Genomic DNA, 22,796 nt, shown 5'->3' with positions numbered 1-22,796 from the left:
TTAAAATAATTCGCAGCGCGGTCAGACCTTCGGTTCGACCGACAACCAATAACGGGTCAGGCTGCTGATTTTCAACGGCAGGGTATCGCTGAGCAGGCGCAGGCTGGCGTCGGTGTCGCGTAGGGAAAAGGCCCCCGACACCCGCAAACCCGCGACATCGGCATGGCAGCGCAATACGCCGGGGCGGTAGCGGCTCAATTCACCGAGCAATTCATCCAGGCGCATGTTGTTCGCCAGCAACATGCCCTTGTCCCAGGCCAGCGCGCTGCTGTCGAAACTTTCCGGAGCGTCGAAGCGGTTCAGTTTGAAGCTCTGGCGCTCGCCGGCATTGAGGGTGGTGGCCTGTTGCAGCAGTTCTGGCGTGATCTCCACTTGCCCTTCGAGAACGGAGACCAGGCTTCTGGAGCCGTTGATGCGAACACAAAAGCGGGTGCCCAGCGCATGGGCGATGCCCTGGGGCGTTTCGACAATAAAGGGCCGGGCGCCGGGGTCCTTGGCGGTGTTGATCATGACTTCGCCATTCAGCAACACCAGTCGACGCTCATGCCGATTGAAGGCGATGTCGACCGCACTTTCCGTGTTGAGCAGCACCTGACTGCCGTCGGGCAGTTGCAGGTTTTTCTGTTCGCCGACCGCCGTGCGTTGATCGGCCGTCCATTGCTGCCACGGCACATGTTGCGAGGCGATGCCCAGCGGTCCGGCCATCAGCAGCAAGCCCAAGCGGGTGAGGGTCTGGCGACGACTGAGACCGTCCTTGCGTGCGGCCCGTTGCAAGGTCTGGATGGCCAGGTTGGCCGGTACGCTGCGAAACTCACCGAGCAGCGCTTCGGCCCGTTGCCAGGCCTGGGCATGCTCGGCGCTGCGGCTGCGCCACTGGGCGATCGCCTGGTGATCGGACGGCGTCGCGGTGCCTGAATGCAGCTGCACCAGCCAGTCGGCGGCCTCGCCGAGAATTTGTGGGTTGATCATCGACGAATTCATCAGGCGACACTCAGGCAGGCAATGAACGCGGCGCGCATGTGCCGTTTGACGGTGATCAGCGACACACTCAGGCGCGTGGCGATCTGGCCGTAGGTCAGCCCTTCGATCTGCGACAGCAAGAACGTGTCACGGGTTTGCGCCGGCAATTCGCGCAGCAGCGCTTCGATGCGCCACAGGGTTTCCAGTATCAGCAAGCGGGTTTCCGGCGACGGCACTTCAGCGACCGGCAGATGCGCAATGGTGTCGAGGTAGGCGCGCTCGACGTCCTGGCGCCGCCAGCGGTCGATCACCAGGCCTTTGGCGATGTGCGTCAGCAAGGCTCGGGGTTCGCTGCCCCAGGGTTTGACGACTTGCCGGGTCAACAGGCGCAGGAACGTATCGTGGGCCAGGTCAGCCGCATCGCAGCGATCACCGAGTTTGCGGTGCAACCAACCCTGCAGCCAACCGTGATGTTCGCTGTAAAGGTGATGGATCTGCTGGTTTAAAGGCTGGTCGGCGGATGACATGAGAGGCAGATACTCGGTGGCCATCCTGGCGTGAGTGCAATTAAGAATTGATCGCATTCTAGTGGCGCAGACCGAGCGCTGGCAATTCTCAAATCACACTTTCTTTTGGGGCGCCCGCCAATGGCCTCCTCGACTTCTGAAATATTGGCTATTTGTGCAATGGGTCAGCGGGACTAACGTATCCCCCACACCCACTTGCACTGGAACCCACCATGAAACCTCGTATCGATTTCTACACCGCTTCCCCTGACGCCCTCAAAGCGATGATCGCGCTGGAAACCGCTGTGTCGAAGTTGCCGCTGGAAAAAAACCTGATCGAACTGGTCAAGCTGCGCACTTCGCAAATCAACGGCTGCGCGTTCTGCCTCGATATGCACAGCGCCGATGCCCTCAAGGGCGGTGAAGACCCGCGCCGCCTGCATACGCTGTCGGCCTGGCGTGAAACGCCGTTCTTCACCCCGCGTGAACGTGCGGCGCTGACGTGGACCGAGTCCTTGACGCTGCTGAGCCAGACGCATGCGCCGGATGAGGATTACGAACTGGCGGCGTCCGAGTTCAGCCCCAAGGAATTGGTCGACCTGACCGTGGCCATTACCACCATCAACGCCTGGAACCGCCTGGCTGTGGGCTTCCGTAAAATGCCCCAAGCCTGATCAATGAGCGTCAGCTGACGGCGCGGCCGGTGGTTGCACCTTGCGCATCAAGGGCACCATCGCCGTGGCGATGACGAAGCACACCCCGATCATCAGGAACGCATCGCCATAGGTTTGCGTCTGGGCTTCGCGGTAGGTCAGCAGCCATAGCTGATGCAGGCTGGCGGTGACGCCGGCATCGCCGCTCTGGCCAAGGGCGGCGAAGTTGTTGCCGACCTGGGACAGCCACTGATTGAGCGCTTCGTTGCTGCTGTTGAGGTTTTCCGCCAACCGTGTGAAGTGCAGGTTGGTGCGGTCGTTGAGGATGGTCGCGCAGGCGGCGATGCCGATGGCTCCGCCCAGGTTTCGCATCAAGTTGAACAACCCCGAGGCATGTTTGAGCCGCGCTGGCGCCAGCCCACCGAGGGTCAGGGTCACCGCTGGCGGCACCGCCAATTGCTGGGCAATCCCGCGCAGGGCTTGCGGCAGCATCAACTCTTTAGCCCCCCAGTCATGGGTGATCGGGCTGAAATCCCACATCGACAGCGCGAACAGCCCAAGGCCGGTCATCATGATCCAGCGCAGATCGACGCGGTTGGCCAGAAAGGCGTACAGCGGAATCGCCATGATCTGGAACACCCCGGTGGAAAAAACCGCCAGACCAATGTCCAGCGCGCCATAGCCGCGCACCCGGCCGAGAAACAGCGGCGTCAGGTAAATAGTCGCGAACAGGCCAATCCCGGTGACAAACGAAAAGAAGCAGCCGAGGGCGAAGTTGCGGTCTTTCAAGGCGCGTAAATCAACGATCGGGTTGGCCACGTGCAACGTCCGGCCGATGAAGGCCAGGCCGGCCAGACCGCTGATCCACGCGGTGGTCAGGATCGTGCTGTCGCTGAACCAGTTCCAGCGCGGGCCTTCTTCGAGGGTGTATTCCAGGCAGCCGAGAAACAGCGCCATGAACACCATGCTCAGGTAATCGGCGCCCTTGAGCAGTGAGAGTTCCGGTTGATCGATCTTCACCAGCATCGGCACCGCCACGGCGACGAAAATCCCCGGCACCAGGTTGATGTAGAACAGCCAGTGCCAGGACGACACATCGGTGATCCAGCCACCGATCACCGGTCCCAGGGTGGGCGCTAATGAAGCCACGGCGCCGATGGTCGCGGCGGCAATCACTCGTTGTTTACCGGTGAAGAAAAAGAACGCGGTGGTGAACACCAGCGGAATCATCGAACCGCCGAGAAACCCTTGCAGGGCGCGGAAGGCGATCATGCTCTGTATGTTCCAGGCCGCGCCGCACAGCAGGCTGGCCAGGGTAAATCCTACGGCTGATGCGCAGAACAGCCAGCGCGTCGAGAACACCCGGGACAACCAACCGGACAGCGGGATCACGATGATTTCAGCGATCAGGTAACTGGTCTGCACCCACGCAGTTTCGTCGGTGCCGGCCGAGAGCCCGCCGCCGATGTCACGCAACGACGCCGAAACGATCTGGATATCCAGCAGCGCAATGAACATGCCGATGCACATGCTGGCGAAGGCGAAGACCTTGGTCGCCGTCGCCATGCTCGCGGCATTGAACGGTGGCGCGGGGGCGGCGAGGGCTCGGCTCATGGCGCGCTGGCCACGGCTGGGGTTTCAGGCTCCTTGCGCGTGTCGACTTCCGCTGTGACCGACAAGCCCGGACGCAGATGGCCGAGTACGCCATCGGCCGGGTCGAGCAGGATCCGCACCGGCACCCGCTGGACGATTTTGGTGAAGTTGCCGGTGGCGTTTTCCGGTGGCAGCACGCTGAACTGCGAACCACTGGCTGGGGCGAGGCTGTCCAGGTGACCGTGGAATTCCTGCCCGGAGAGCACATCGGCATGAATGACCACCCGTTGGCCGGGCGTCATGCGCGACAGTTGATCTTCCTTGAAGTTGGCGTCGACCCACAGACCGCTGGACGGCACCACCGACAGCAGTTGCGAACCAGCCTGGGCATAAGCGCCGACCCGCGCTCGGCGATTGCCGATCACACCGTCCACCGGTGCTTTCAATTCGGTGTAAGCCACGTTCAATTGCGCCAGATCGCGCTCGGCCTTGGCCTGGATCAGCGCGGCGCGGGCTTGCTGTTTCTGGGTGGCGATCACGTTCAATTGCCGTTGTGCCGCCAGCAGTTCAGCCTGGGCACGGGCACCTTGGGCTTGCGCCGTCTTGAACGTGGCGTCGACGCGTTGGGCACTTTCCACCGAGACGGCGTTGGTGCTGACCAGGCGTTTATAGCGGGCATTGTCGTCCCGTGAACGAGTGGTTTCGGCGTTGGTGGCATCAATCCCGGCGCGGGCCTGGCCGATAACGGCGTGTTGCAGCTGTTCGGTAGCGTCGAGGTTAGCCAGCAGCGCCTCTTCAGCGGCCACCGCGCCTTCGGCCTTGGCCAGGTTGGCGCGGTAATCGCGGGAATCAAGGCGAATCAACACATCCCCGGCCCTGACCTTCTGATTGTCGGTGACCAGCACTTCATCGATGTAACCCGCCACCTTCGGCCCGATCACCGTCACGTCGCCACCGATGTAGGCGTCGTCGGTTTCTTCAATGAAGCGGCCAGCGGCCCACCAGTGAGTCGCATACAGCCCGGCGAACACCACGGCCGCGATGACCGCAGTCAGCAAGATCAACCGCTTGAGCAGGGGAGGCTTGGGTGTGCTCACCGGGACAGCAAGGTCGGAGTCGAGGCTGGGCATGCTGGTCATGAAGGAATACCTGTGGGAAACGGCGTTTAATTACGTGTGTAATATGACGCATGTCATATTTGGTAGCAATTGATTTTTTTTGCCGGTCGTCAGGTGTCTAGTCGCACGTCTGGAAGGTGCGATGGCGGGCGCATTTCATGGTCTGAGAAACATCCGGAAAAAAGCGTGTGGGCACGGACTTTTGCTGCCTGTGCTAGCTTCAATCGCAGATTGGAAACGTGCGCAAAACTGGAATTTTGCCAATGGCGGTTCAAATTGATCCTCAAGGAATTCAACAATAAAACGCGCCAGGAAGCTCGATTATGCCGCTACAACGGCCCATTTCCTCCATACCGGCCTATGACACCTTTGGAAATCCCTTTCAGGTGAAAGTCTGGGTTGTACCGATGACTAAAGCGTTGGCAAAACAATGGCATGAAAAGGTTCAGCCTTATCTAGAGTGAATTTTATGACTGATGCCAGCCCCCACCTTTCAAAGACCGAGCTTGCCTACGTGCTTCGCGAGGTGAAGGGGTTCAATGCCGATCTGAAAACAAAAAATGGTTACGAAGCATCCGCTGCGTTGCTCTTTGAACTAATGGCTGACCCAGTTCAGCGAGATCAGCTCGTTGCATCGCTGGAGCAGTTTGATGATGGGTATTCAGAGCGGTTGGACGTTAACAGGGTAAATGATGGTTCGCCGTTTGATCGGTCCTCAAGGTCATTGGTCATGGATGATCTTTGCTTTGATCTTCCAACGGGGGCTGAAGAGACAGGTCTGATATAAGTACCCGATTACCCGGGACTCACTTTTAGTGATCTTGCATCATGGCAGCGATCACGCCTCTATCGGTTTTATAGGTAACGGTCAGAGTGCTTATGTCATGGTGTCGATTAACGATACTGCTTTGACAATGAATGAGTCTTTCCTGAATACCCAACAGTTCGCGTCACGTATTGCAGATTTCTTTACAGATGCTCCCAAGTCCGGCCACAAAGCTATTCAACATATGCTGAAGGCATTGTGACCAGGACTTGTTTCAGCAGATCCGGTTATTGGCCGGCTAATCGCGCGCTGGCGACTTTCACTCCATCCTGCCCATCCCGACTGCTAACCCCGACAAGCCAAGCCTCCAACACCGCCGGATTCGCCTTCAACCACGCCTTGGCCGCCGCCCTCGGTTTCTGATTCTGATTCAACACCGCGTCCATCAACTGGTTCTCCATCGCCAGGCTGAACTCCATGTTTTGCAGCAATTTGCCGACGTTGCTGCACTCCTTCAGGTAGTCCTTGCGCACGTTGGTGTAGACCGTCGCCTGGCCGAAGTTCGGGCCGAAGTAGTCATCGCCGCCACTGAGGTACTTCATCTTGTTGCGCGTGTTCATCGGGTGCGGTTCCCAGCCGAGGAACACCATCCATTCGTGCTTGCGTGTGGCGCGCTTGAGTTGCGAGAGCATGGCGGCTTCGCTGGATTCCACCACTTTGAAGTCCTTCAGGCCGAAGGCGTCCTTGTCGATCATGCTCTGGATCAGGCGATTGCCGTCGTTGCCCGGTTCGATGCCGTAGAGCTGAGCGTTGAGTTTGTCCTTGAATTTGGCAATGTCGGCGAAGTCGTGCAGCCCCGCGTCGTAGACATAGTCGGGCACCGCCAGGGTGTATTTGGCGCCGTGCAGGTTGGCGCGCACGGTTTCCACGGTGCCGGCGTCGCGAAAGGGTTTGATGTCGTTTTCGGTGGTGGGCATCCAGTTGCCGAGGAACACGTCCAGGTCTTTGCCAGAGGCCAGGGCGCGGTAGGTTACGGGGATCGACAACAAGGTGGTTTTGGTTGTGTAACCGAGGGATTCCAGCACTTCGCTGGCGATGGCTGTGGTGACGGTGATGTCGGTCCAGCCGACATCGGAAAAACGTACCGTGGCGCAGGACGCCGGTTCCGCGGCCTGGGCCAGTAACGGCAGGCTGAGGGATGCAAGCAAGACCAAGGCTTTCATGGATCAACTCCTCAAAGGTAAACGTCGGCAGCGGTTCGGGGTGTGCGGTTTTCTTGTTGTTAGAGGTGCAGCAAAACCTGCTTTAACGCGTTGACCCAGGCCGGGTCAGGGTTGATCGATACCGAACCAGTTCAACGCCGCCGGTTCGGTATTGAGGTAGATGTGCTTGAGTTCGGTGAACTCATCCAGCCCGGCCCGTGACAGTTCACGGCCGATGCCGCTGGACTTGTAGCCGCCCCACGGCGCCTGCGGGAACGCGGCGTTGTAGTCGTTGATCCACAAGGTGCCGACCCGCAGCCGCTTGGCCATGCGATATGCCTTGCCGATGTCCCGGGTCCAGACGCCCGCCGCCAGACCGTATGGCGTGTCGTTGGCCAGTTGCAGCGCCTGGGCTTCGCCACTGAAACGCTCGACGGTGATCACCGGGCCGAACACTTCTTCCTGGGCGATGCGCATGTCGGCGGTGATATTGCCGAGCAAGGTCGGTCGCAACCAGAAGCCGCGTTCGAACTGCTCGGGAATCGTCCCGCCGGCCAGCAAGGTCGCACCTTGTTCGACGGCACCGGCAATCATGGTGAGGATCTGATCACGCTGGCTGGCAGAAATCAGCGGCCCCATTTGCGTCAACGGATCGAGACCATCGCCCAAGCGAATCTTCAGGATGCGTTGCTGCAACGCCGCGACGAAACGATCGTGAATCCCGTCCTCCACCAGCAACCGGGAACCGGCGGAACAAATCTGCCCGGCATTGAAAAACACCGCGTTCAGCGCCTGATCCAGCGCTACCTCAAAGTCAGCATCGGCGAACACGATGTTCGGGTTCTTGCCACCGAGTTCCAGCGCCACCCGCTTGAAGTTGCCGCTGGCCGCGCGCATCACCTTGCCGCCGGCACCGGCGCCACCGGTCAGCGACACGAGGTCCACTGCATGGCTGGCGGCGAGCAATTCACCGACGTCACCCGGACCGCAGAGCAGGTTGAACACACCGTCCGGCAAGCCGGCTTCGTCCAACAACTCAGTCAAACGATGGGCCGTCATCGGCGTCAGACTGCTGGGTTTGAACACCACGGTGTTGCCGGCGGCCAGGGCCGGGGCGATCTTCCATACCGCTTGCAGCAACGGGTAATTCCACGGCGCAATCAAGGCGCACACGCCCACTGGTTCGCGTTGGTTGAAGCTGATGACATGGGCTGGGGCATGACTGTTGACGCTGGCGCTGTCGGCTTCCAGCAATGCGGCGTAATAACGGAACGTCGCCACCACATTGCCGACATCGCCCAGACTTTCGCCAAGGGTCTTGCCGGCGTTGAGCGTTTCCAAACGAGCGAGATTCGACGCGTCCTGTTCGATCAAATCGGCGATCCGTTGCATGAGTTGGGCACGCTCGGTCACTGCCATCGTCGGCCACGGCCCGGCATCAAATGCTTCGCGCGCGGCACTGATTGCCCGTTGCGCGTCGACGGCCGCGGCCACGGCGACGTGCGCCAATACGTCTTCGGTCGCGGGGTTGATGACGTCGCGGTAACGCGCCGTCTCTGGCGCCTGCCAACTACCTGCGATGAATAATGGAATCTGCAGCATGTGCGTCTCCAGCCAAGTGGGTCGTGGCGGTCACTATGGCGGCGTTGGCAGCGCTGCTCTTGATCAATCGCGGCATAACCACGCCGTTTTCCCACGGTTGCAACGCCGCGAGATAACGGCAGCCAATGTCGTTTCCCGTCAAGTACGCGCACGGCGTCTCTCTACACTGCCAACCATCCGATAAGCGAACTGTGGGGGACGCGATGAATCAACCTGTCGAGCAACTGAGAATCCGCCTGGCCTGCGCCTTTCGCTGGGCCGCGCGGCTGAACCTGCACGAGTCGATTGCCAATCACTTCAGCGTCGCGGTGTCGGGGGACGGGCGGGCGTTTTTGATCAACCCCTACGGCAAGCATTTCTCGCGGATCAAGGCCAGCGACTTGCTGCTGGTGAATGCCGATGACCCGGCCAGTCTCGACCGGCCGGACGCGCCGGACATCACCGCATGGGCCTTGCACAGCGCCTTGCACCGCAACCAGCCCCACGCCCGTTGCATCCTGCATACCCATTCGAAATACGCGACGGCGCTGGCTTGCCTGACGGATTCGCGGCTGCCGCCAATCGAGCAGAACTGCATGCGCTTTTTCGAGCGGGTGGCCATCGACGACGGGTTCAACGGCATGGGATTGGGCGACGAGGCCGAGCGCGTCAGCCATCTGTTGGGCGACAAACCGATTCTGCTGATGGGCAACCATGGCCTGCTGGTCGCGGCGCCCACCATCGCCCAGGCGTTCGATGATCTGTACTACTTCGAGCGGGCCTGCGAGACCTACATCACCGCACTTTCAACCGGTCGCGCGTTGCGCATCGCCAGCGATGAGATCGCGCGTAAGACTTGCCGGCAGTGGCTCGATTATCCGGGTTTTGCCGACAAGCATTTCAACGCGCTGATGGGGATTCTCGACGAAGAAGAACCGGGCTACCGGCGGTAAGATCAATCCGCTTCGGCCGGCCGATGCTCCTTGCGCAACGGCTGGCGCATCACCGGGGCGCTCCAGACCTGGCTGCGATCCTCGCTGGGTGGGCAACCGAAACGCGCGCGATAGGTCCGGGAGAAATGTTCCAGTGAACCAAACCCTGAACAGGCCGCCACTTGTGCGACGCTCAGGCGGGTTTGCTGCAACAGGCTGTGGGCCTTGGCCAACCGTAAAGTGATGTAGTACTTGAGCGGTGACAGGCCGGTTTGATGCTTGAACTGCCGCTCGAGTTGCCGGCGCGAGAGGCCGACCTGGCTGGCAATCGCTTCGCAGTCGAGCGGTTCTTCCAAGGCCTTTTCCATCAACTGCACCGCACGGCGAATCTTGCTGCCGTACAGGCCGTTATGGGTCAGGCCGTTATCGAGTTGATTGTCCGCCGGCGCGCGTACGTTGCCCATCAGCAGGTGCATGCCGATTTCCCGCGCCAGATCGCTGTCGATGCTTTGGCCGATCCAGCCGAGCAGCATGTCCAGCGTGGTCGTTGCGCCGGCGCAGGTCATGCGCTGACGCTCCAGCGTGTAGAGCTGCGGCTTGGCGTGAACGCGGGGATAGCTTTCCTGAAACCCTTGCAGGTTGTCCCAATGCACGGCCGCTTCATAACCGTCGAGCACACCGGCCGCTGCGAGCAATTCGGTGCCGGTTTCGACGCCCATCAGCACCGCGCCGAACAGTGCCTGTTTGCGCAGCCAGCTCTTGAGCGCCAGGTTGCGGCTGTGTTTGTGCACATCGAAACTGGCGATCACCAGGCACACATCGAAACCCTGGTCGGCGCGCAGCCCGTCGTTGGCCACGGTGCTCAGGCCATTGCTGGCCTGAACCGGTTCGCCGTCCAGCGACAACAGCGACCACTCGAACAATTGGCGTTGGGTCAGCCAATTGGCGATGGCCAGCGGTTCCAGCACGGCGGCCAGGCCGAAGTTGGAAAACGACGGCAACAGCAGCACCGCCACCCGCAGCGGCGCAACATCGCCACGCTGCCAGGTGAAACGGGTGTCTGCATTATTGGACGATTGATGACTCATCAGTGATCTCTACCGTTGCCGTGTCTGCCACTGCGGATGAATCCATACCGGCGCCTCGGCAGCCGTCATAGGCGTCAATCCGCGAATCATGTCACTGGCCTTTTCCGCGATCATCACCGTTGGCGCGTTGGTGTTGCCGCTGACAATCACCGGCATGATCGAAGCGTCCACCACCCGCAAGCCGTCGAGGCCATGCACCCGCAACTGCGGATCGACCACCGCTTCCGCGTCGCCCGCCGGCCCCATCTTGCAGGTGCCGCTGGCATGGTAGCCGGTTTCCGTGACCTGCCTGGCCCAGGCATCCAGCGCTTCGTCGCTCTGTGCGGCAGGGCCGGGGACCAATTCTTCACCTTTGAACGCGGCCATGGCGTGTTGATTGATGATTTCGCGCACCAGCCGCGCACCCGCGCGCATGTCAGCTCGATCCTGCTCGGTTTTCAGGTAATTGAACAGGATGCGTGGCGGCTGTCGAGGGTCGGCACTGTTCAGGGTAACGCTGCCCAGGCTGGTGGGGCGCATCAGGTCGATGTGGACCTGGAACGCATGGCCCGGCACCAGGTCGACGCTGCCGGGTTGCACCGCCAGCGGCATGAAAGTCAGCTGCAAGTCGGGATGCTCGACCCCGGCCCGGGAACGGATGAACGCCCCGGCTTCGAAATGATTGCTCGCCGCCAAGCCATCATGGGTGGCGAACCACCGCGCACCGATCCACCATTTACCCGGCGCGGTGGTCCAGGGATACAACGACACCGGTTGCTTGCACAGGTACTGCACGACGGTGTCCGGATGATCGTTGAGCCGCCGCCCGACACCGGGCAGGTCAAGTTTTACGTTAATCCCCACGTCACGCAATTCAGCCGCCGGTCCGATGCCCGAGAGCAATAACAGCTGCGGCGAATTGATCGCCCCGGCGGTCAGCAATACTTCGCGCCGGGCGTGTACTTGAAGGATTTCACCGCTCTGTTCGTACTCGATCCCGATGGCGCGTTTCCCATCAAACAGAATGCGCAACGCCAGTGCATCGGTGGCCACCCGCACATTGCCACGCGCCAGTGCTTCGCTCAGATAACCGCGCGACGTACTCCAGCGACGGCCGTTGCGGGTAGTGCGATCCACCGGCCCGAACGCCTCCTGACGATAGCCATTCAAGTCATCGCTCAAGCCATACCCGGCCTCGGTGCCCGCCGCCAGGAATGCCGCACACAGCGGCGTTTGCGTATCGCCGGGCGTGACGTGCAGATGCCCGGTCGCGCCTCGATAGTCGTCGGCGCCATCGGCATGGGTTTGCGCTCGTTTGAAGTACGGCAACACGTCCTGATAACCCCAGCCGTCGCAGCCTTGCTCGGCCCAGCCGTCGTAATCCCGGGCATGGCCACGGATGTAAACCATGCCATTGATCGACGACGAACCGCCCAGCGTCCGGCCTCGCGGAGTGCCGATCCGGCGTCCGTCCAGATACGGTTCCGGCTCGGAGCTGTAGCTCCAGTTGTAGCGCGTCCCGCCGACGACGATGCCCACGGCGGACGGCATGTCGATGGTCCAGCTCTTGTCTGCCGGGCCGGCTTCCAGCAGCAGGATCTGCACCGCCGGGTCTTCGCCCAAACGGTTGGCCAGCACGCAGCCTGCTGACCCTGCGCCCACAATCAGGTAATCAAACTCATGGTCGGTCATGGTTCGCTGTGCTCCATCAATGAAAGGTCGGTACAAAACCTGTGGGAGCGGGCTTGCTCGCGAAGGGGCCATAACATCCAACATCTATGTTGGCTGACACATCGCTTTCGCGAGCAAGCCCGCTCCCACATTTGACCGTGTTGAACTGACGGTCTCAGGCTGCCGACGGCCCGTGAATTCCGTTGAACACCAACCGATGGAAGTGATGCACCAAGTGCTCGCTTTCGTTGCTGCGCTGGGCGTCGATCATGTAGCGGCCCTGGTCGTAGCCGAGGGAATGCAGGCCTTTCTGCACCGAGATGTTCAGCGCGATGTCTTCCGGCCCCAGATCCTCATTCATCCACTTCATGCAGGACGCGGTGACCGCCGCCGTTTCGCTGTTGGTGGAGTAATACCCAAAGCGCAGCAGCGAGCGTTCGGCGTCCAGCGGAATCATGATGAACGAGCCGAGAAACTCCGAGAACGGGAAGGTATAGAAGGTGTTGTTCGGCCACATGCCGATGTTGAAAAAGCATTCGTCCGGGTTCACCTCGCTTTTCAGCGGCACACCGTAGGCTTCGGTTGCCGTGAGGTTGGCCGGGGCGACGTAGGTCCACCAGTTGTCGCGTTTGGTCAACTGATAGCCCTTGAAGTCGATCAGTTTGGCCAGGTCGATATGGCACGGCCCGGACAACTTGAAGTGATAGCCCTCGATGGAATTGTCCATGATCACCTTCCAGTTGGCCGGCACGATCACGTCCTGCTCCTCGATCAGGTGCATGTTCTCCAGATCCGGAAACACCCGGCGCATCTCCTCATCGGCACCGGGGAACAAGTCCCGCAACGACGGCGCTGCCGGGTCGAGGTTGAAGTAGATGAAACCGCCCAGTTCCTCCGTGCGAATTTGCGGAATGTTGAACTGCTGCAACTCGAAGTTCTTCATCTTCTCGCAACGGGGTGCGCTGCGCAGGCTGCCGTCCATTTCGTAGCACCACGAGTGATAGGCGCAGCGGACCACGCCGCCCGTGGTGCCGCGACGCGCTTCGAGCAAGCGATTGCCGCGATGCTGGCAAACGTTGTGGAACGCATGGATCTGGCCCTGACGATTTTTCGCCACCACCACGCTCTGGTCGAACAGATCCGTCACCACATACTGCCCCGGCTCGGCGAACTCGCTGACGTGCCCGGCCACATGCCAGGCATGCATGAAAATATTGTCGCGCTCAGCCTTGAACAGCGTCTCGTCAAAAAAATAACGCGAGGGCAGGGTGAAGGCTTCTTCCGGATCCTGATGGTCCCAACCCTCTACGGGGCTTTGCTGTTTGCGGGTTTGGAAGTTTTGCATGGGGCGATCTCCACAGTGACTGGCCGCACGGCACGACGACGTGTTCTGGGCGTTAATCTAGGGCGCGGGGAAGGGACTGGATTGATGGATTGCGACCAGTTGCGTGAGCAAATCATCAACCCCGTGGGCGCGTGATGATCACCACCTAATCCACACACCCATTCGGGGTATGGCGCCACTCGCCAAACCACCCAATAGTAGGCTTGTCCGCTCATCCAGAGCCGAACTCGCTTGATAAGGTGAATTTGCTATGCGCAAGGCCCTCACGGTGATTTCCAGCTTGTTTTTCGTGCCCTTTCTAACCCATGCCCAGGCCGCCGAGGTGGACGACAGCCATACGCTGCGGCTCTATAACTGGGCGGATTACATCGGTGAAAAAACCCTGGCTGATTTTGAAAAAGCCACGGGTATCAAAGTCATCTACGACACCTTCGATGCCTATGAAACTGTCCAGGCCAAGTTGCTCACCGGGCACTCCGGTTATGACCTGGTGGTACTGAACGCCTCCCTCGCTCCGCCGTTGATCAAAGCCAAAGTGTTCCAGCCCCTGGATAAAAAGTTGCTGCCGCGCTGGACCAACCTCGACCCTAAAGTCCTGCAGGACATGCAAGGCTTCGATGCCGGTACCCTGTACTCCGCGCCTTATACCTGGGGCAGTAACGGCATCACGTACAACGTCGACAAGATCAAGGAGCGCATGCCGGATGCGCCGATCGGCTCATTGGCGATGATCTTCGATCCGAAAATCGTTTCGCGCTTCGCCGACTGCGGCGTGACCTTGGTCGATGCACCCACGGAAGTTATCCCGCTGGCGCTGAATTACCTTGGTCGAGACCCGAGAAGTGCCGCGCCGGCAGACTTGAAAGCTGCGCAAGAGTTGCTGTTGTCCGTGCGGCCTTACATCCGCAAATTCGATTCGGTCAACTACCTGACCAGCCTGCCCAATGGCGATGTGTGCATGGCCATGACCTGGTCCGGCGATTATGCGACGGCCATGGCCCGTGCCGAAGAAGCCAAGCTGAACATCAAGCTGTCCTATTTCATTCCTTCGGAAGGCTCGTTGATCTGGTTTGACAATATGTACATTCCAGCCGATGCCCCGCATGTCGCCAACGCACACAAGTTTCTCGATTACCTGATGCAGCCGCAGGTGATGGCCGATGTGACGGATTACATCCACTACGCCAACAGTAACGCGGCCGCGACGCCGTTGCTGAGTGCCGATGTGCGCAACAACCCCGCCATTTATCCCGATGAAGAAACCCGCCAGCGCCTGTTTCCGCAAAAGACCCAGGACGCGAAAGACATGCGCGCCATGACCCGTGTCTGGAGCACGGTGAAAAGCGGGATCTGATCATTCAACTATTCGGTTCGAGGTTTTCATATGGCTACGCCCACCAGAAAAGTAGTGTCCGCCGTTGATGAGTCGCACTTGGTCAAAGCCGATAAGGCTCACTACATGCACGGCTATCACATGTTCGACGAGCATGCCGAACAGGGTTCGTTGAACATTGTGGCCGGTGACGGCGCCTATATCTACGACACCCAGGGCAACCGTTTCCTGGACGCCGTCGGTGGCATGTGGTGCACGAACATTGGTCTGGGCCGTGAAGAGATGGCGTTGGCGATTGCCGATCAGGTGCGGCGACTGGCGTATTCGAACCCGTTCTCCGACATGTCCAACAACGTCGCCATCCAACTGTGCGAGAAGCTCGCCAGCCTGGCGCCAGGAGATCTCGATCATGTGTTCCTGACCACGGGCGGCTCCACCGCCGTGGACACGGCGTACCGGTTGATTCAGTACTACCAGAACTGCCGCGGCAAACCGGACAAGAAGCACGTCATCGCGCGCTTCAATGCCTATCACGGCTCGACCACGCTGACGATGTCGATAGGTAACAAGGCGGCCGACCGTGTGCCGGAGTTCGATTATGCCAACGACCTCATTCACCACGTGTCCAACCCGAACCCTTACCGCGCGCCGGCCGGCATGGACGAAACGCAGTTCCTCGAGTTTCTGGTGCAGGAGTTTGAGGACAAGATCCTGGCCATCGGCGCGGACAAGGTCGCGGGCTTTTTTGCCGAGCCGGTCATGGGCTCCGGCGGCGTGATCATTCCGCCCAAGGGCTACCTGAAACGCATGTGGGAAGTCTGCCAGCGCTACGACATTCTGTTCGTCGCCGATGAAGTGGTGACGTCCTTCGGCCGGCTGGGCAAGTTTTTCGCGTCCTATGAGGTGTTCGACGTGCAGCCCGACATCATCACCACGGCCAAAGGGCTGACGTCTGCTTATCTGCCGCTGGGGGCCTGTATCTTTTCCGACCGAATCTGGAAAGTGATCGCCGAGCCGGGCAAGGGCCGCTGCTTTACCCACGGTTTCACCTACAGCGGTCATCCGGTGTGCTGCACCGCGGCGCTGAAGAACATCGAAATCATCGAGCGGGAAAACCTGCTGGCGCATGTCGATGGGGTGGGCGCTTATCTGGAAGAACGCTTGGCGACGCTCAGTGATTTGCCGCTGGTGGGCGATGTACGCTGCCTGAAATTCATGGCGTGCGTGGAGTTCGTGGCCGACAAGCGCACCAAGGCGCTGTTTGCCGACGAGATCAACATTGGCGAGCGGATTCATTCGCGGGCGCAGGCCCGAGGGTTGCTGGTGCGGCCGATCATGCACCTTAACGTGATGTCGCCGCCGCTGATCCTGACGTGCGCCCAGGTGGATGAAATCGTCGAGACCTTGCGGGTGTGCATTCTTGAGGTGGCGGCCGAGCTTGAACAGAGCGGCCAGTACTTCGGCCAATGAGTTCGATCAGCGGGCGCTTACGAGGTCTCGGTTCTCCCGCTAGACTGCGGGGCATGAGCAAACCCAACGACGACACCTTGATCGCCTTGCCCTTCGGCGCCTTGCACAAATGGCATGGTGATCTGCGCGAGGCATTCGCCCACATCGATGAACCCGACGCGCTGCGCTATCTGGCGTCGGCGTTCGGGCATCTGGTGTCGATCGAATCGGTGATGATCAGCCTGGAGCACAAGGACCGTGCGCCACAGTTGCTGTATCAGCAAGGCATCGCGGAGCAGTATCGGGTGTCGTTGCTCGAACGCTATTTTTCCGGGGGCTACCTGCTCGACCCGTTTTGCCTGGCGGTGGAGCAGGGATTGGCGGAAGGCTTTTATCACCTGGAGGAAATTGCCCCGGACAACTTCTTCGACAGTGAGTACTACAAGACTTACTACTTGAAGGCGGGCAGTTCGGAGGACAGTTTTTACCTGGTGAATACCGGCAATGACACGCAGATTTCCGTGAGCCTCTTTCAAGGCTTCGGCGGTGAGAGCCTGCGGGTCGAACAACTGAACCTGTTGCGGGCCGTTGAACCGCTGGTGCGCGAGTTCATTGCCGAATTCGGCCAGCGTGGCCTGCAGCATCGTTCGGAGATCCAGAGCGATCACGACGCGAGCGGGCGTGACGATCTCAAGCAACGAGTGCAATCGGCTTTCGAGCATTTTGGCAGCGACTTGCTGACCGAACGCGAGCGGGAAGTGGCGCACATGGTGCTGCGCGGGCACTCGGTGAAATCCACAGCCAGCCAGCTGAACATCTCGCCGGAGACGGTGCGCATGCACCGCAAGAACCTGTATTTGAAACTGAACGTCGGTTCGCAGGCGGAGTTGTTTGCTTTGTTTATCGAGTGGTTGCGCAGGCATTGAATCAATGTCAAAAGATCGCAGCCTGCGGCAGCTCAGTAGAGATTGCGGGGATTAGAAGGTCATCAAGTTGTTACCGGTCAGTCAAGCGAACGGATACCCCCTGTAGGAGCGAGCTTGCTCGCGATGGAAGTTAACGATTACGCGTGTTTTCTGGATAAACGCGTCGTCCTCAGGTCCATCGCGAGCAAGCTCGCTCCTACAGTGTGGGAACGATCAGCCGCTTTGCGTTAGTCCTCGCGCTTCACCACCAGGGTCAGAATATCGTAGCTGGCGACCAGCTCGCCCAGCTGGTTAGTGACTTCCACGTCCCACGCCACCACGCCTTGCGGAATCCCTTGCGGGCTCTTTTTGCCCTGGTCGATTTTGCGTTTGCAGGTCAGGCGTGCCTGGATGGTGTCGCCGATGCCCACCGGGTTGATGAAGCGCAAGGTGTCGAGGCCGTAGTTGGCCAGGACCGGGCCGGGCGCCGGGGACACGAACAGCCCGGCTGCGGCCGAGAGCACGAAGTAGCCGTGGGCGATGCGTTTGCCGAATTGCGATTCCTTGGCGGCGATGTCGTCGAAGTGCATGTAGAAGTGGTCGCCGGACAGGCAACCGAAGTTCACCAGGTCGGCCTCGGTCACGGTGCGGCGGTGGGTGAGCAGCGATTCGCCGATCTGCAAATCCTGGAAGAAGCGGCGGAACGGGTGCACTTCGGTTTCGATGACTTTGGCGCCGCGCACGTGTTCACCGGTGACGGCGGCGAGCATGGTCGGCGAGCCTTGCACCGCGGCGCGTTGCAGGTAGTGTTTCACCGCGCGCAAGCCGCCGAGTTCTTCACCGCCGCCGGCACGGCCCGGGCCGCCGTGCTTGAGTTGTGGCAGGGGCGAGCCGTGGCCGGTGGATTCGGCGGCGGATTCGCGATCCAGTACCAGCAAGCGACCGTGCCAGGCCGCGGCGACCGGGATGGCCTTGGCGGCGATTTGTGGGTCTTTGGTGATCAGACTGGCCACCAGGCTGCCCTTGCCGCGAGCGGCCAGAACCAGTGCTTCGTCCAGGTCGTCGTAAGCCATCAAGGTGCTGACCGGACCAAACGCTTCGATGTCGTGCGCGCCACCTTCGGCGTGTGGGTCGCGAGCCTGCAACAGAGTCGGCGCGAAGAACGCACCCTGGCTGACGTTTTCACCGCGCGGTTCGAAACCGTCGCGGGCGCCGAACAACAGATCGCTGCTCTGCAACAGGCTTTCCAGGCGCTCGGCGACGTCTGTTTGTTGATCGTGGGAGGCCAATGGGCCCATGCGCACGCCTTCCACCGATGGGTCGCCGACCACGACTTTTTTCAGGCGATCGCGCAAGCGAGTGGCGACTGCATCAATGTATTTGGCCGGGACAATCGCGCGGCGGATGGCGGTGCATTTCTGCCCGGCCTTGGTGGTCATCTCGCGGGCGACTTCCTTGATGAACAGCTCAAACTCTTCGTCGTCCGGGGTCACGTCCGGGGCGAGGATTGCGCAGTTCAGCGAGTCGGCTTCAGCGTTGAACGGCACCGAATTGCGGATCAGGTTCGGGTTGACGCGCAGCTTGGCGGCGGTGTCGGCGGAACCGGTGAAGGTCACTACGTCCTGGCCTTGCAGGCGATCGAGCAAATCACCGGTGCTGCCGATGATCAATTGCAGGCTGCCCGCCGGGAGCAAACCGGATTCGTCCATCAGTCGCACCACGGCTTCGGTCAGGTAGCTGGTGGCGCTGGCCGGTTTGACGATGCACGGCATGCCGGCGAGAAAGCTCGGGGCGAATTTTTCCAGCATGCCCCAGATCGGGAAGTTGAACGCGTTGATGTGCACCGCCAGACCGCCGCGTGGCACCAGAATGTGGGTGCCGGCGAAGGTGCCGAGTTTGCTCAATTGCATCGCCGGGCCTTCGTGGACGATGTTGCCCGAGGGCAATTCCCGCGAGCCAAGGCTGGCGTAGGTGAACAACGTGCTGTTGCCGCCCTCGATGTCGATCCAGCTGTCAGCGCGGGTGGCGCCGCTGTGGTGGGAGATCGCGTACAGCTGTTCTTTGCGTTCGCTCAGGTACAAGGCCAGGGCCTTGAGACGCTGGGCCCGTTGCTGGAAGTCCAGCGCCATCAGCCCGCTGACGCCTTGGCGGCGACCGTGCTCGATGGCTTCGGCGAAGTCCGGGCGTTCTTCGTGGGTACGCGCAATCTCATGGCCGTCGATGGCGCTGCGCAGCACCTGGGCACCGTGTTGACCGATCCAGCGACCGGCGATGAAACTTTGCAGGGTAGGGGCGTGAGGCATCACGATTGCTCCTGGTTGTGAAAGGTTTTGGCGCGACCGTGACCGCGCCATGCAGGATTACCAAAGTGCCAGGGTGTAACCGACTATCAGCCGGTTCTCGTCGAGGTCGGTGGTCAAGCCATTGCCGGAACGGAAGGTCACGTTGCGCCAGCGCAGGCTGACGTCCTTGAACACGCCGCTCTGGATCACGTAACTGATGTCGGTGTCGCGTTCCCGCTCGCGGCCGTTGTCGACGCTGCCGGCCTTGACGTGGTTGCCGTCGGTGTAACGGGTCATGAAGGTCAGGCCGGGAATGCCTTGCGCCGCGAAGTCATAGTCGTAACGCAGCTGCCAGGAGTCCTCGTCGGCGCGGGTGTAGGTGTTGAAGGTCACCAGGTTGACCACGTACGGATCGCCGCCGTTGAGGAACGGAAAGGCGCTGTCGCCGGACAACTGCTGGTACGTGGCACTGACCTTGTGGGCACCGTGGGACACGCTGAACAGGCTGTTGAAGTTGCGGTTGTCGATGCGCCCGGCACGCTCGGTGCCATCGCCGCGACTGTCGAAATAGCGAATGTCGCTGCGCAGGTTGAACCCGTTGCCCAGCGGCTGGGTATGCACCAGCCCGACGAACTGCTGGCGATAGATCTGATCGAGCTTGCCGTAGTAGTAGCTCAGGTTCAGTTGCGGACTGAAGGCGTAGCTGCCGCCGGCGAAGTCGAAGTGATCGCTGCTGGCGGCGCCGAAACCAATGTCATCGTTGCTGGAGGAGTCCCGCAGGTTGGCCTTGGTCAGGCGCCCGGCGTTGACCGTCAGGCCGCTGATTTCCTGGCTGGTGAGCAAGCCGCCCTCAAAAGTCGACCCCAGCAGGCGGGTGTCGTTGTAGGTCGCTACCGGTAGCAACGGTTGCAGGGTGCCGAGTTTTAATACGCTTTTGGACACCCGCAGCTTGCCGGTCAGCCCCAATTCGCTGAACTCGTCCGCCGGCTCATGGCTGTTCGGGCCAAACGGCAGCAGCCCGGTGCCACGGCGATCCGCGCTGGAATCGAGTTTCAATCCCAGCTCGCCCAGCGCGTCCAGACCGAAGCCGAAGGTGCCATCGGTGAACCCCGACTCGATGCGCGCGGTAAAGCCCTGCGCCCATTCCTCGGCCTTGGATTGCGGCGCGTTGTCCTGGCGGAAATCGCGATTGATGTAGTGGTTGCGCATTTCAATACGGGCCTTGCTGTCGTCGATGAAGTCGGCCATGGCGCAGGGTGCGACCATGGGCAGACTCAATGCGGCGGCTAACGAAAACAGTGATTCGTAAGGGGCGGTACGTGCGGGCTTCATTGTTTTTATTCCCTGCCTTGATCGTCGTTGTTTAGTGCTTGCTGGCGCCGGAGGCACCGATGCCGGTCATCGAACGGATGAACTGCGCCAGATAACGGCCACGCTCAAGGGCTGCACGGGGCGAGGTGTCGGTGACGGAAAACACCCAGGCGCTGAAGAACGCCAGGCTCATGGAGAACAGCGCCGGGTTGGAGTAGGGAAACAGGGCTTTGTCGTGATGCAGCACGTTGACCCACACCGCCGGGCTCAGCACCAGCAGGACAATCGCCGAAACCAGACCCGCCAGACTGCCGGTCACTGCGCCGCGAGTGGTCAGGCCTTTCCAGTACATCGAGAGGAACAGCACCGGGAAATTCACCGAAGCGGCGATGGCCAGGACCAGCCCGGAGAGGAAGGCGATGTTCTGCGATTCGAACAACAGGCCGAGGATGATCGCCAGCACGCCGATGCACAGCGTGGCAATCCGCGAGACGCGTATTTCCTGCTGCTCGGAGGCCTGGCCCTTGCGCATCACGCAGGCATACAAATCGTGGGACACCGCCGAAGCGCCGGACAACGCCAGCCCGGCCACCACCGCCAGAATGGTCGCGAAGGCCACTGCCGAGATAAAGCCGAGGAACAGGTTGCCGCCGACGGCTTGCGCCAGGTGCACGGCGATCATGTTGCCGCCGCCGATGATCGCGCCGCTGGCATCGCGGAACGCGGGATCGGTGCCGACCATGACGATGGCGCCGAAGCCGACGATGATCAGCAGCAAGTAGAAGTAGCCGATGAAACCGGTGGCGTAGAACACGCTTTTCCGCGCTTCCTTGGCATCGCTGACCGTGAAGAAACGCATCAGGATATGCGGCAGGCCGGCCGTGCCGAACATCATGCCCAGCCCCAAAGAAATCGCATCGATCGGGTTCGACAGCAAACCACCGGGCGCCATGATCGCGTTGCCCTTGGCGTGCACGGCGGTGGCGCCGGCGAACATCGCTTCGGTGCTGAAGCCGAAATGCTTGAGCACCATGAACGCCATGAAGGTGGTACCGAACAGCAGCATCACGGCTTTGATGATCTGTACCCAGGTGGTTGCAAGCATGCCGCCGAAGGTCACGTAGAACACCATCAACACGCCGACCAGCATCACCGCGTAGAGGTAATCGATGCCGAACAGCAACTCGATCAACTTGCCGGCGCCGACCATCTGCGCCACCAGGTACATCAACGCCACGGTCAGGGTGCCGAAGGCCGAGGTCAGGCGCACCGGGGTTTGTTCGAGGCGATAGGAGACCACGTCGGCGAAGGTGTATTTGCCGAGGTTGCGCAGGCGTTCGGCGATCAGGAACAGAATGATCGGCCAGCCTGCCAATACGCCCAGGGCGTAGAGCAAGCCGTCATAACCATTGAGGAACATCATCGCCGAGATGCCGAGGAAGGACGCTGCGGAGATCATGTCGCCGGCAATCGCCAGACCGTTCTGGAACCCGGTCATGCCACCGCCGGCGGTGTAGAAATCGCTGGCGGAACGGGTGCGCAACGCAGCCCAGCGCGTGACGCCGAGGGTGAACAGGACGAACACCAGGAACATGCCGATCGCGTTCCAGTTCAGCGGGCGAGATGCACCGTCGGCGGCGAGCGCAAAGTCGGCGACGAAGGCCAGAGGCAGCAGGAAATACCCAAGAAGCCGGCTCATCGGGCGCACTCCTGTTTCAGCTTTTCGTTGAGCGGGTCGATCACGTTGTTGGCGCGATAGACGTAGAAACCGGTCAGCGCGAACGCCAGCACCACGATCACCACACCGACCAGCATGCCCACGCTGGTCACGCCGCCACTCAGGGATTGGCCGAGGGTGCTGGGGGAGAACGCCACCAGCAGGACGAAACCGAAATAGATCACCAGCATGATCAGCGACAGCGACCAGTACAGGTTCTGTTTGCGGCGAACCAACTGGATGAAGTCGGGGTGCTGGCGGATGAGTTCTACGTCTTTGGGGGTCATGGCGCGCTCTCGTTTTGTTGTTTTTGTTGTGGGGTGAAGCAGGTTCTGGGTAATGCCCCGGCCCCTGTAGGAGCGAGGCTTGCCCGCGAAAGCGGAGTATCAGGCGACACCGAGGGTG

At 60.7% G+C, this 22,796-nt stretch carries 19 protein-coding genes; 6 read left to right on the top strand and 13 right to left on the bottom strand.

Annotation, left to right across the window (positions count from 1 at the left end):
* Positions 1-21: 21 nt before the first annotated feature.
* Both ACIPL2_RS19695 and ACIPL2_RS19690 read right to left on the bottom strand, forming a co-directional pair.
* Positions 22-981 carry a FecR domain-containing protein gene (locus tag ACIPL2_RS19695; protein ID WP_401358723.1) on the bottom strand — a complete coding sequence of 320 codons (960 nt, stop codon included), beginning with the start codon at positions 979-981 and terminating at the stop codon, positions 22-24.
* Positions 981-1,487, bottom strand: a complete 507-nt coding sequence (locus ACIPL2_RS19690; RefSeq protein ID WP_401358721.1) for a sigma-70 family RNA polymerase sigma factor — start codon at positions 1,485-1,487, stop codon at positions 981-983. The genes ACIPL2_RS19695 and ACIPL2_RS19690 overlap by 1 nt, the downstream gene beginning before the upstream one ends.
* A 212-nt stretch (positions 1,488-1,699) precedes the next feature.
* Between ACIPL2_RS19690 and ACIPL2_RS19685 the strand changes: the two genes are divergently transcribed.
* Positions 1,700-2,140: a carboxymuconolactone decarboxylase family protein gene (locus ACIPL2_RS19685; protein ID WP_401358720.1), complete on the top strand. Its 441-nt coding sequence runs from the start codon at positions 1,700-1,702 to the stop codon at positions 2,138-2,140.
* On the opposite strand, the gene ACIPL2_RS19680 is transcribed toward ACIPL2_RS19685, so the two are convergent.
* Positions 2,141-3,733: a DHA2 family efflux MFS transporter permease subunit gene (locus ACIPL2_RS19680; protein ID WP_401358719.1), complete on the bottom strand. Its 1,593-nt coding sequence runs from the start codon at positions 3,731-3,733 to the stop codon at positions 2,141-2,143.
* On the bottom strand, positions 3,730-4,851 hold the full coding sequence (locus tag ACIPL2_RS19675) for an HlyD family secretion protein (protein ID WP_401358718.1): 1,122 nt from the start codon (positions 4,849-4,851) through the stop codon (positions 3,730-3,732). The genes ACIPL2_RS19680 and ACIPL2_RS19675 overlap by 4 nt, the downstream gene beginning before the upstream one ends.
* Before the next feature lie 448 nt (positions 4,852-5,299).
* On the opposite strand from ACIPL2_RS19675, the gene ACIPL2_RS19670 reads away from it, so the two are divergent.
* Positions 5,300-5,617 carry a hypothetical protein gene (locus tag ACIPL2_RS19670; protein ID WP_401358717.1) on the top strand — a complete coding sequence of 106 codons (318 nt, stop codon included), beginning with the start codon at positions 5,300-5,302 and terminating at the stop codon, positions 5,615-5,617.
* Positions 5,618-5,883: 266 nt separating this feature from the next.
* Here the strand turns inward: ACIPL2_RS19670 and ACIPL2_RS19665 are convergent, their stop codons facing one another.
* Positions 5,884-6,819 (bottom strand): choline ABC transporter substrate-binding protein, encoded by a 936-nt coding sequence (locus tag ACIPL2_RS19665; RefSeq protein ID WP_401358716.1) that lies wholly within the window; start codon positions 6,817-6,819, stop codon positions 5,884-5,886.
* A gap of 105 nt (positions 6,820-6,924) precedes the next feature.
* On the bottom strand, positions 6,925-8,400 hold the full coding sequence (locus ACIPL2_RS19660; protein WP_401358715.1) for an aldehyde dehydrogenase family protein: 1,476 nt from the start codon (positions 8,398-8,400) through the stop codon (positions 6,925-6,927).
* 203 nt (positions 8,401-8,603) lie between these two features.
* Between ACIPL2_RS19660 and ACIPL2_RS19655 the strand changes: the two genes are divergently transcribed.
* Positions 8,604-9,332, top strand: coding sequence for a class II aldolase and adducin N-terminal domain-containing protein (locus tag ACIPL2_RS19655; RefSeq protein ID WP_401358714.1), 729 nt, complete (start codon positions 8,604-8,606; stop codon positions 9,330-9,332).
* A gap of 2 nt (positions 9,333-9,334) precedes the next feature.
* On the opposite strand, the gene ACIPL2_RS19650 is transcribed toward ACIPL2_RS19655, so the two are convergent.
* The 3 genes from ACIPL2_RS19650 to ACIPL2_RS19640 form a co-directional block, all read right to left on the bottom strand.
* Positions 9,335-10,399 carry a GlxA family transcriptional regulator gene (locus ACIPL2_RS19650; protein WP_401358713.1) on the bottom strand — a complete coding sequence of 355 codons (1,065 nt, stop codon included), beginning with the start codon at positions 10,397-10,399 and terminating at the stop codon, positions 9,335-9,337.
* A 9-nt stretch (positions 10,400-10,408) separates the two neighbouring features.
* A complete protein-coding gene (locus tag ACIPL2_RS19645; protein ID WP_401358712.1) occupies positions 10,409-12,070 on the bottom strand; it encodes a choline dehydrogenase in 1,662 nt (553 codons plus the stop codon).
* Positions 12,071-12,224: 154 nt separating this feature from the next.
* Entirely contained in the window at positions 12,225-13,394 is a 1,170-nt protein-coding gene (locus tag ACIPL2_RS19640) for an aromatic ring-hydroxylating dioxygenase subunit alpha (RefSeq protein ID WP_401358710.1), read from the bottom strand.
* 250 nt (positions 13,395-13,644) lie between these two features.
* Here ACIPL2_RS19640 and ACIPL2_RS19635 point away from each other — a divergent pair, with 250 nt between their 5' ends.
* The 3 genes from ACIPL2_RS19635 to ACIPL2_RS19625 are packed head-to-tail and all read left to right on the top strand — an operon-like array spanning position 13,645 to position 17,102.
* Complete coding sequence (locus ACIPL2_RS19635) at positions 13,645-14,748, top strand: polyamine ABC transporter substrate-binding protein (RefSeq protein WP_401358709.1); 1,104 nt, start codon at positions 13,645-13,647, stop codon at positions 14,746-14,748.
* A 30-nt stretch (positions 14,749-14,778) separates the two neighbouring features.
* The gene (locus ACIPL2_RS19630) at positions 14,779-16,197 is read left to right on the top strand and encodes an aminotransferase (RefSeq protein ID WP_401358707.1); all 1,419 of its coding nucleotides are present in this window, start codon (positions 14,779-14,781) and stop codon (positions 16,195-16,197) included.
* On the top strand, positions 16,194-17,102 hold the full coding sequence (locus ACIPL2_RS19625) for a helix-turn-helix transcriptional regulator (RefSeq protein WP_401358706.1): 909 nt from the start codon (positions 16,194-16,196) through the stop codon (positions 17,100-17,102). Before ACIPL2_RS19630 ends, ACIPL2_RS19625 begins: the two co-directional genes overlap by 4 nt.
* Positions 17,103-17,329: 227 nt before the next feature.
* Here the strand turns inward: ACIPL2_RS19625 and paaZ are convergent, their stop codons facing one another.
* The 4 genes from paaZ to ACIPL2_RS19605 are packed head-to-tail and all read right to left on the bottom strand — an operon-like array spanning position 17,330 to position 22,678.
* Positions 17,330-19,384, bottom strand: coding sequence for a phenylacetic acid degradation bifunctional protein PaaZ (gene paaZ, locus ACIPL2_RS19620; RefSeq protein ID WP_401358704.1), 2,055 nt, complete (start codon positions 19,382-19,384; stop codon positions 17,330-17,332).
* A 57-nt stretch (positions 19,385-19,441) separates the two neighbouring features.
* The gene (locus tag ACIPL2_RS19615; protein ID WP_401358703.1) at positions 19,442-20,695 is read right to left on the bottom strand and encodes an OprD family porin; all 1,254 of its coding nucleotides are present in this window, start codon (positions 20,693-20,695) and stop codon (positions 19,442-19,444) included.
* Positions 20,696-20,726: 31 nt separating this feature from the next.
* Entirely contained in the window at positions 20,727-22,373 is a 1,647-nt protein-coding gene (locus ACIPL2_RS19610) for a cation acetate symporter (protein WP_401358701.1), read from the bottom strand.
* The gene (locus ACIPL2_RS19605; RefSeq protein ID WP_247293358.1) at positions 22,370-22,678 is read right to left on the bottom strand and encodes a DUF485 domain-containing protein; all 309 of its coding nucleotides are present in this window, start codon (positions 22,676-22,678) and stop codon (positions 22,370-22,372) included. The genes ACIPL2_RS19610 and ACIPL2_RS19605 overlap by 4 nt, the downstream gene beginning before the upstream one ends.
* Positions 22,679-22,796 lie beyond the last annotated feature (118 nt).

Origin of the sequence: Pseudomonas sp. NPDC086251 (genome assembly GCF_044746405.1) — a bacterium.
GTDB lineage: Bacteria > Pseudomonadota > Gammaproteobacteria > Pseudomonadales > Pseudomonadaceae > Aquipseudomonas.
The sequence above is the reverse complement of the archived record's forward strand: the minus strand, read 5'-3'. Positions and strand labels throughout refer to the sequence as shown.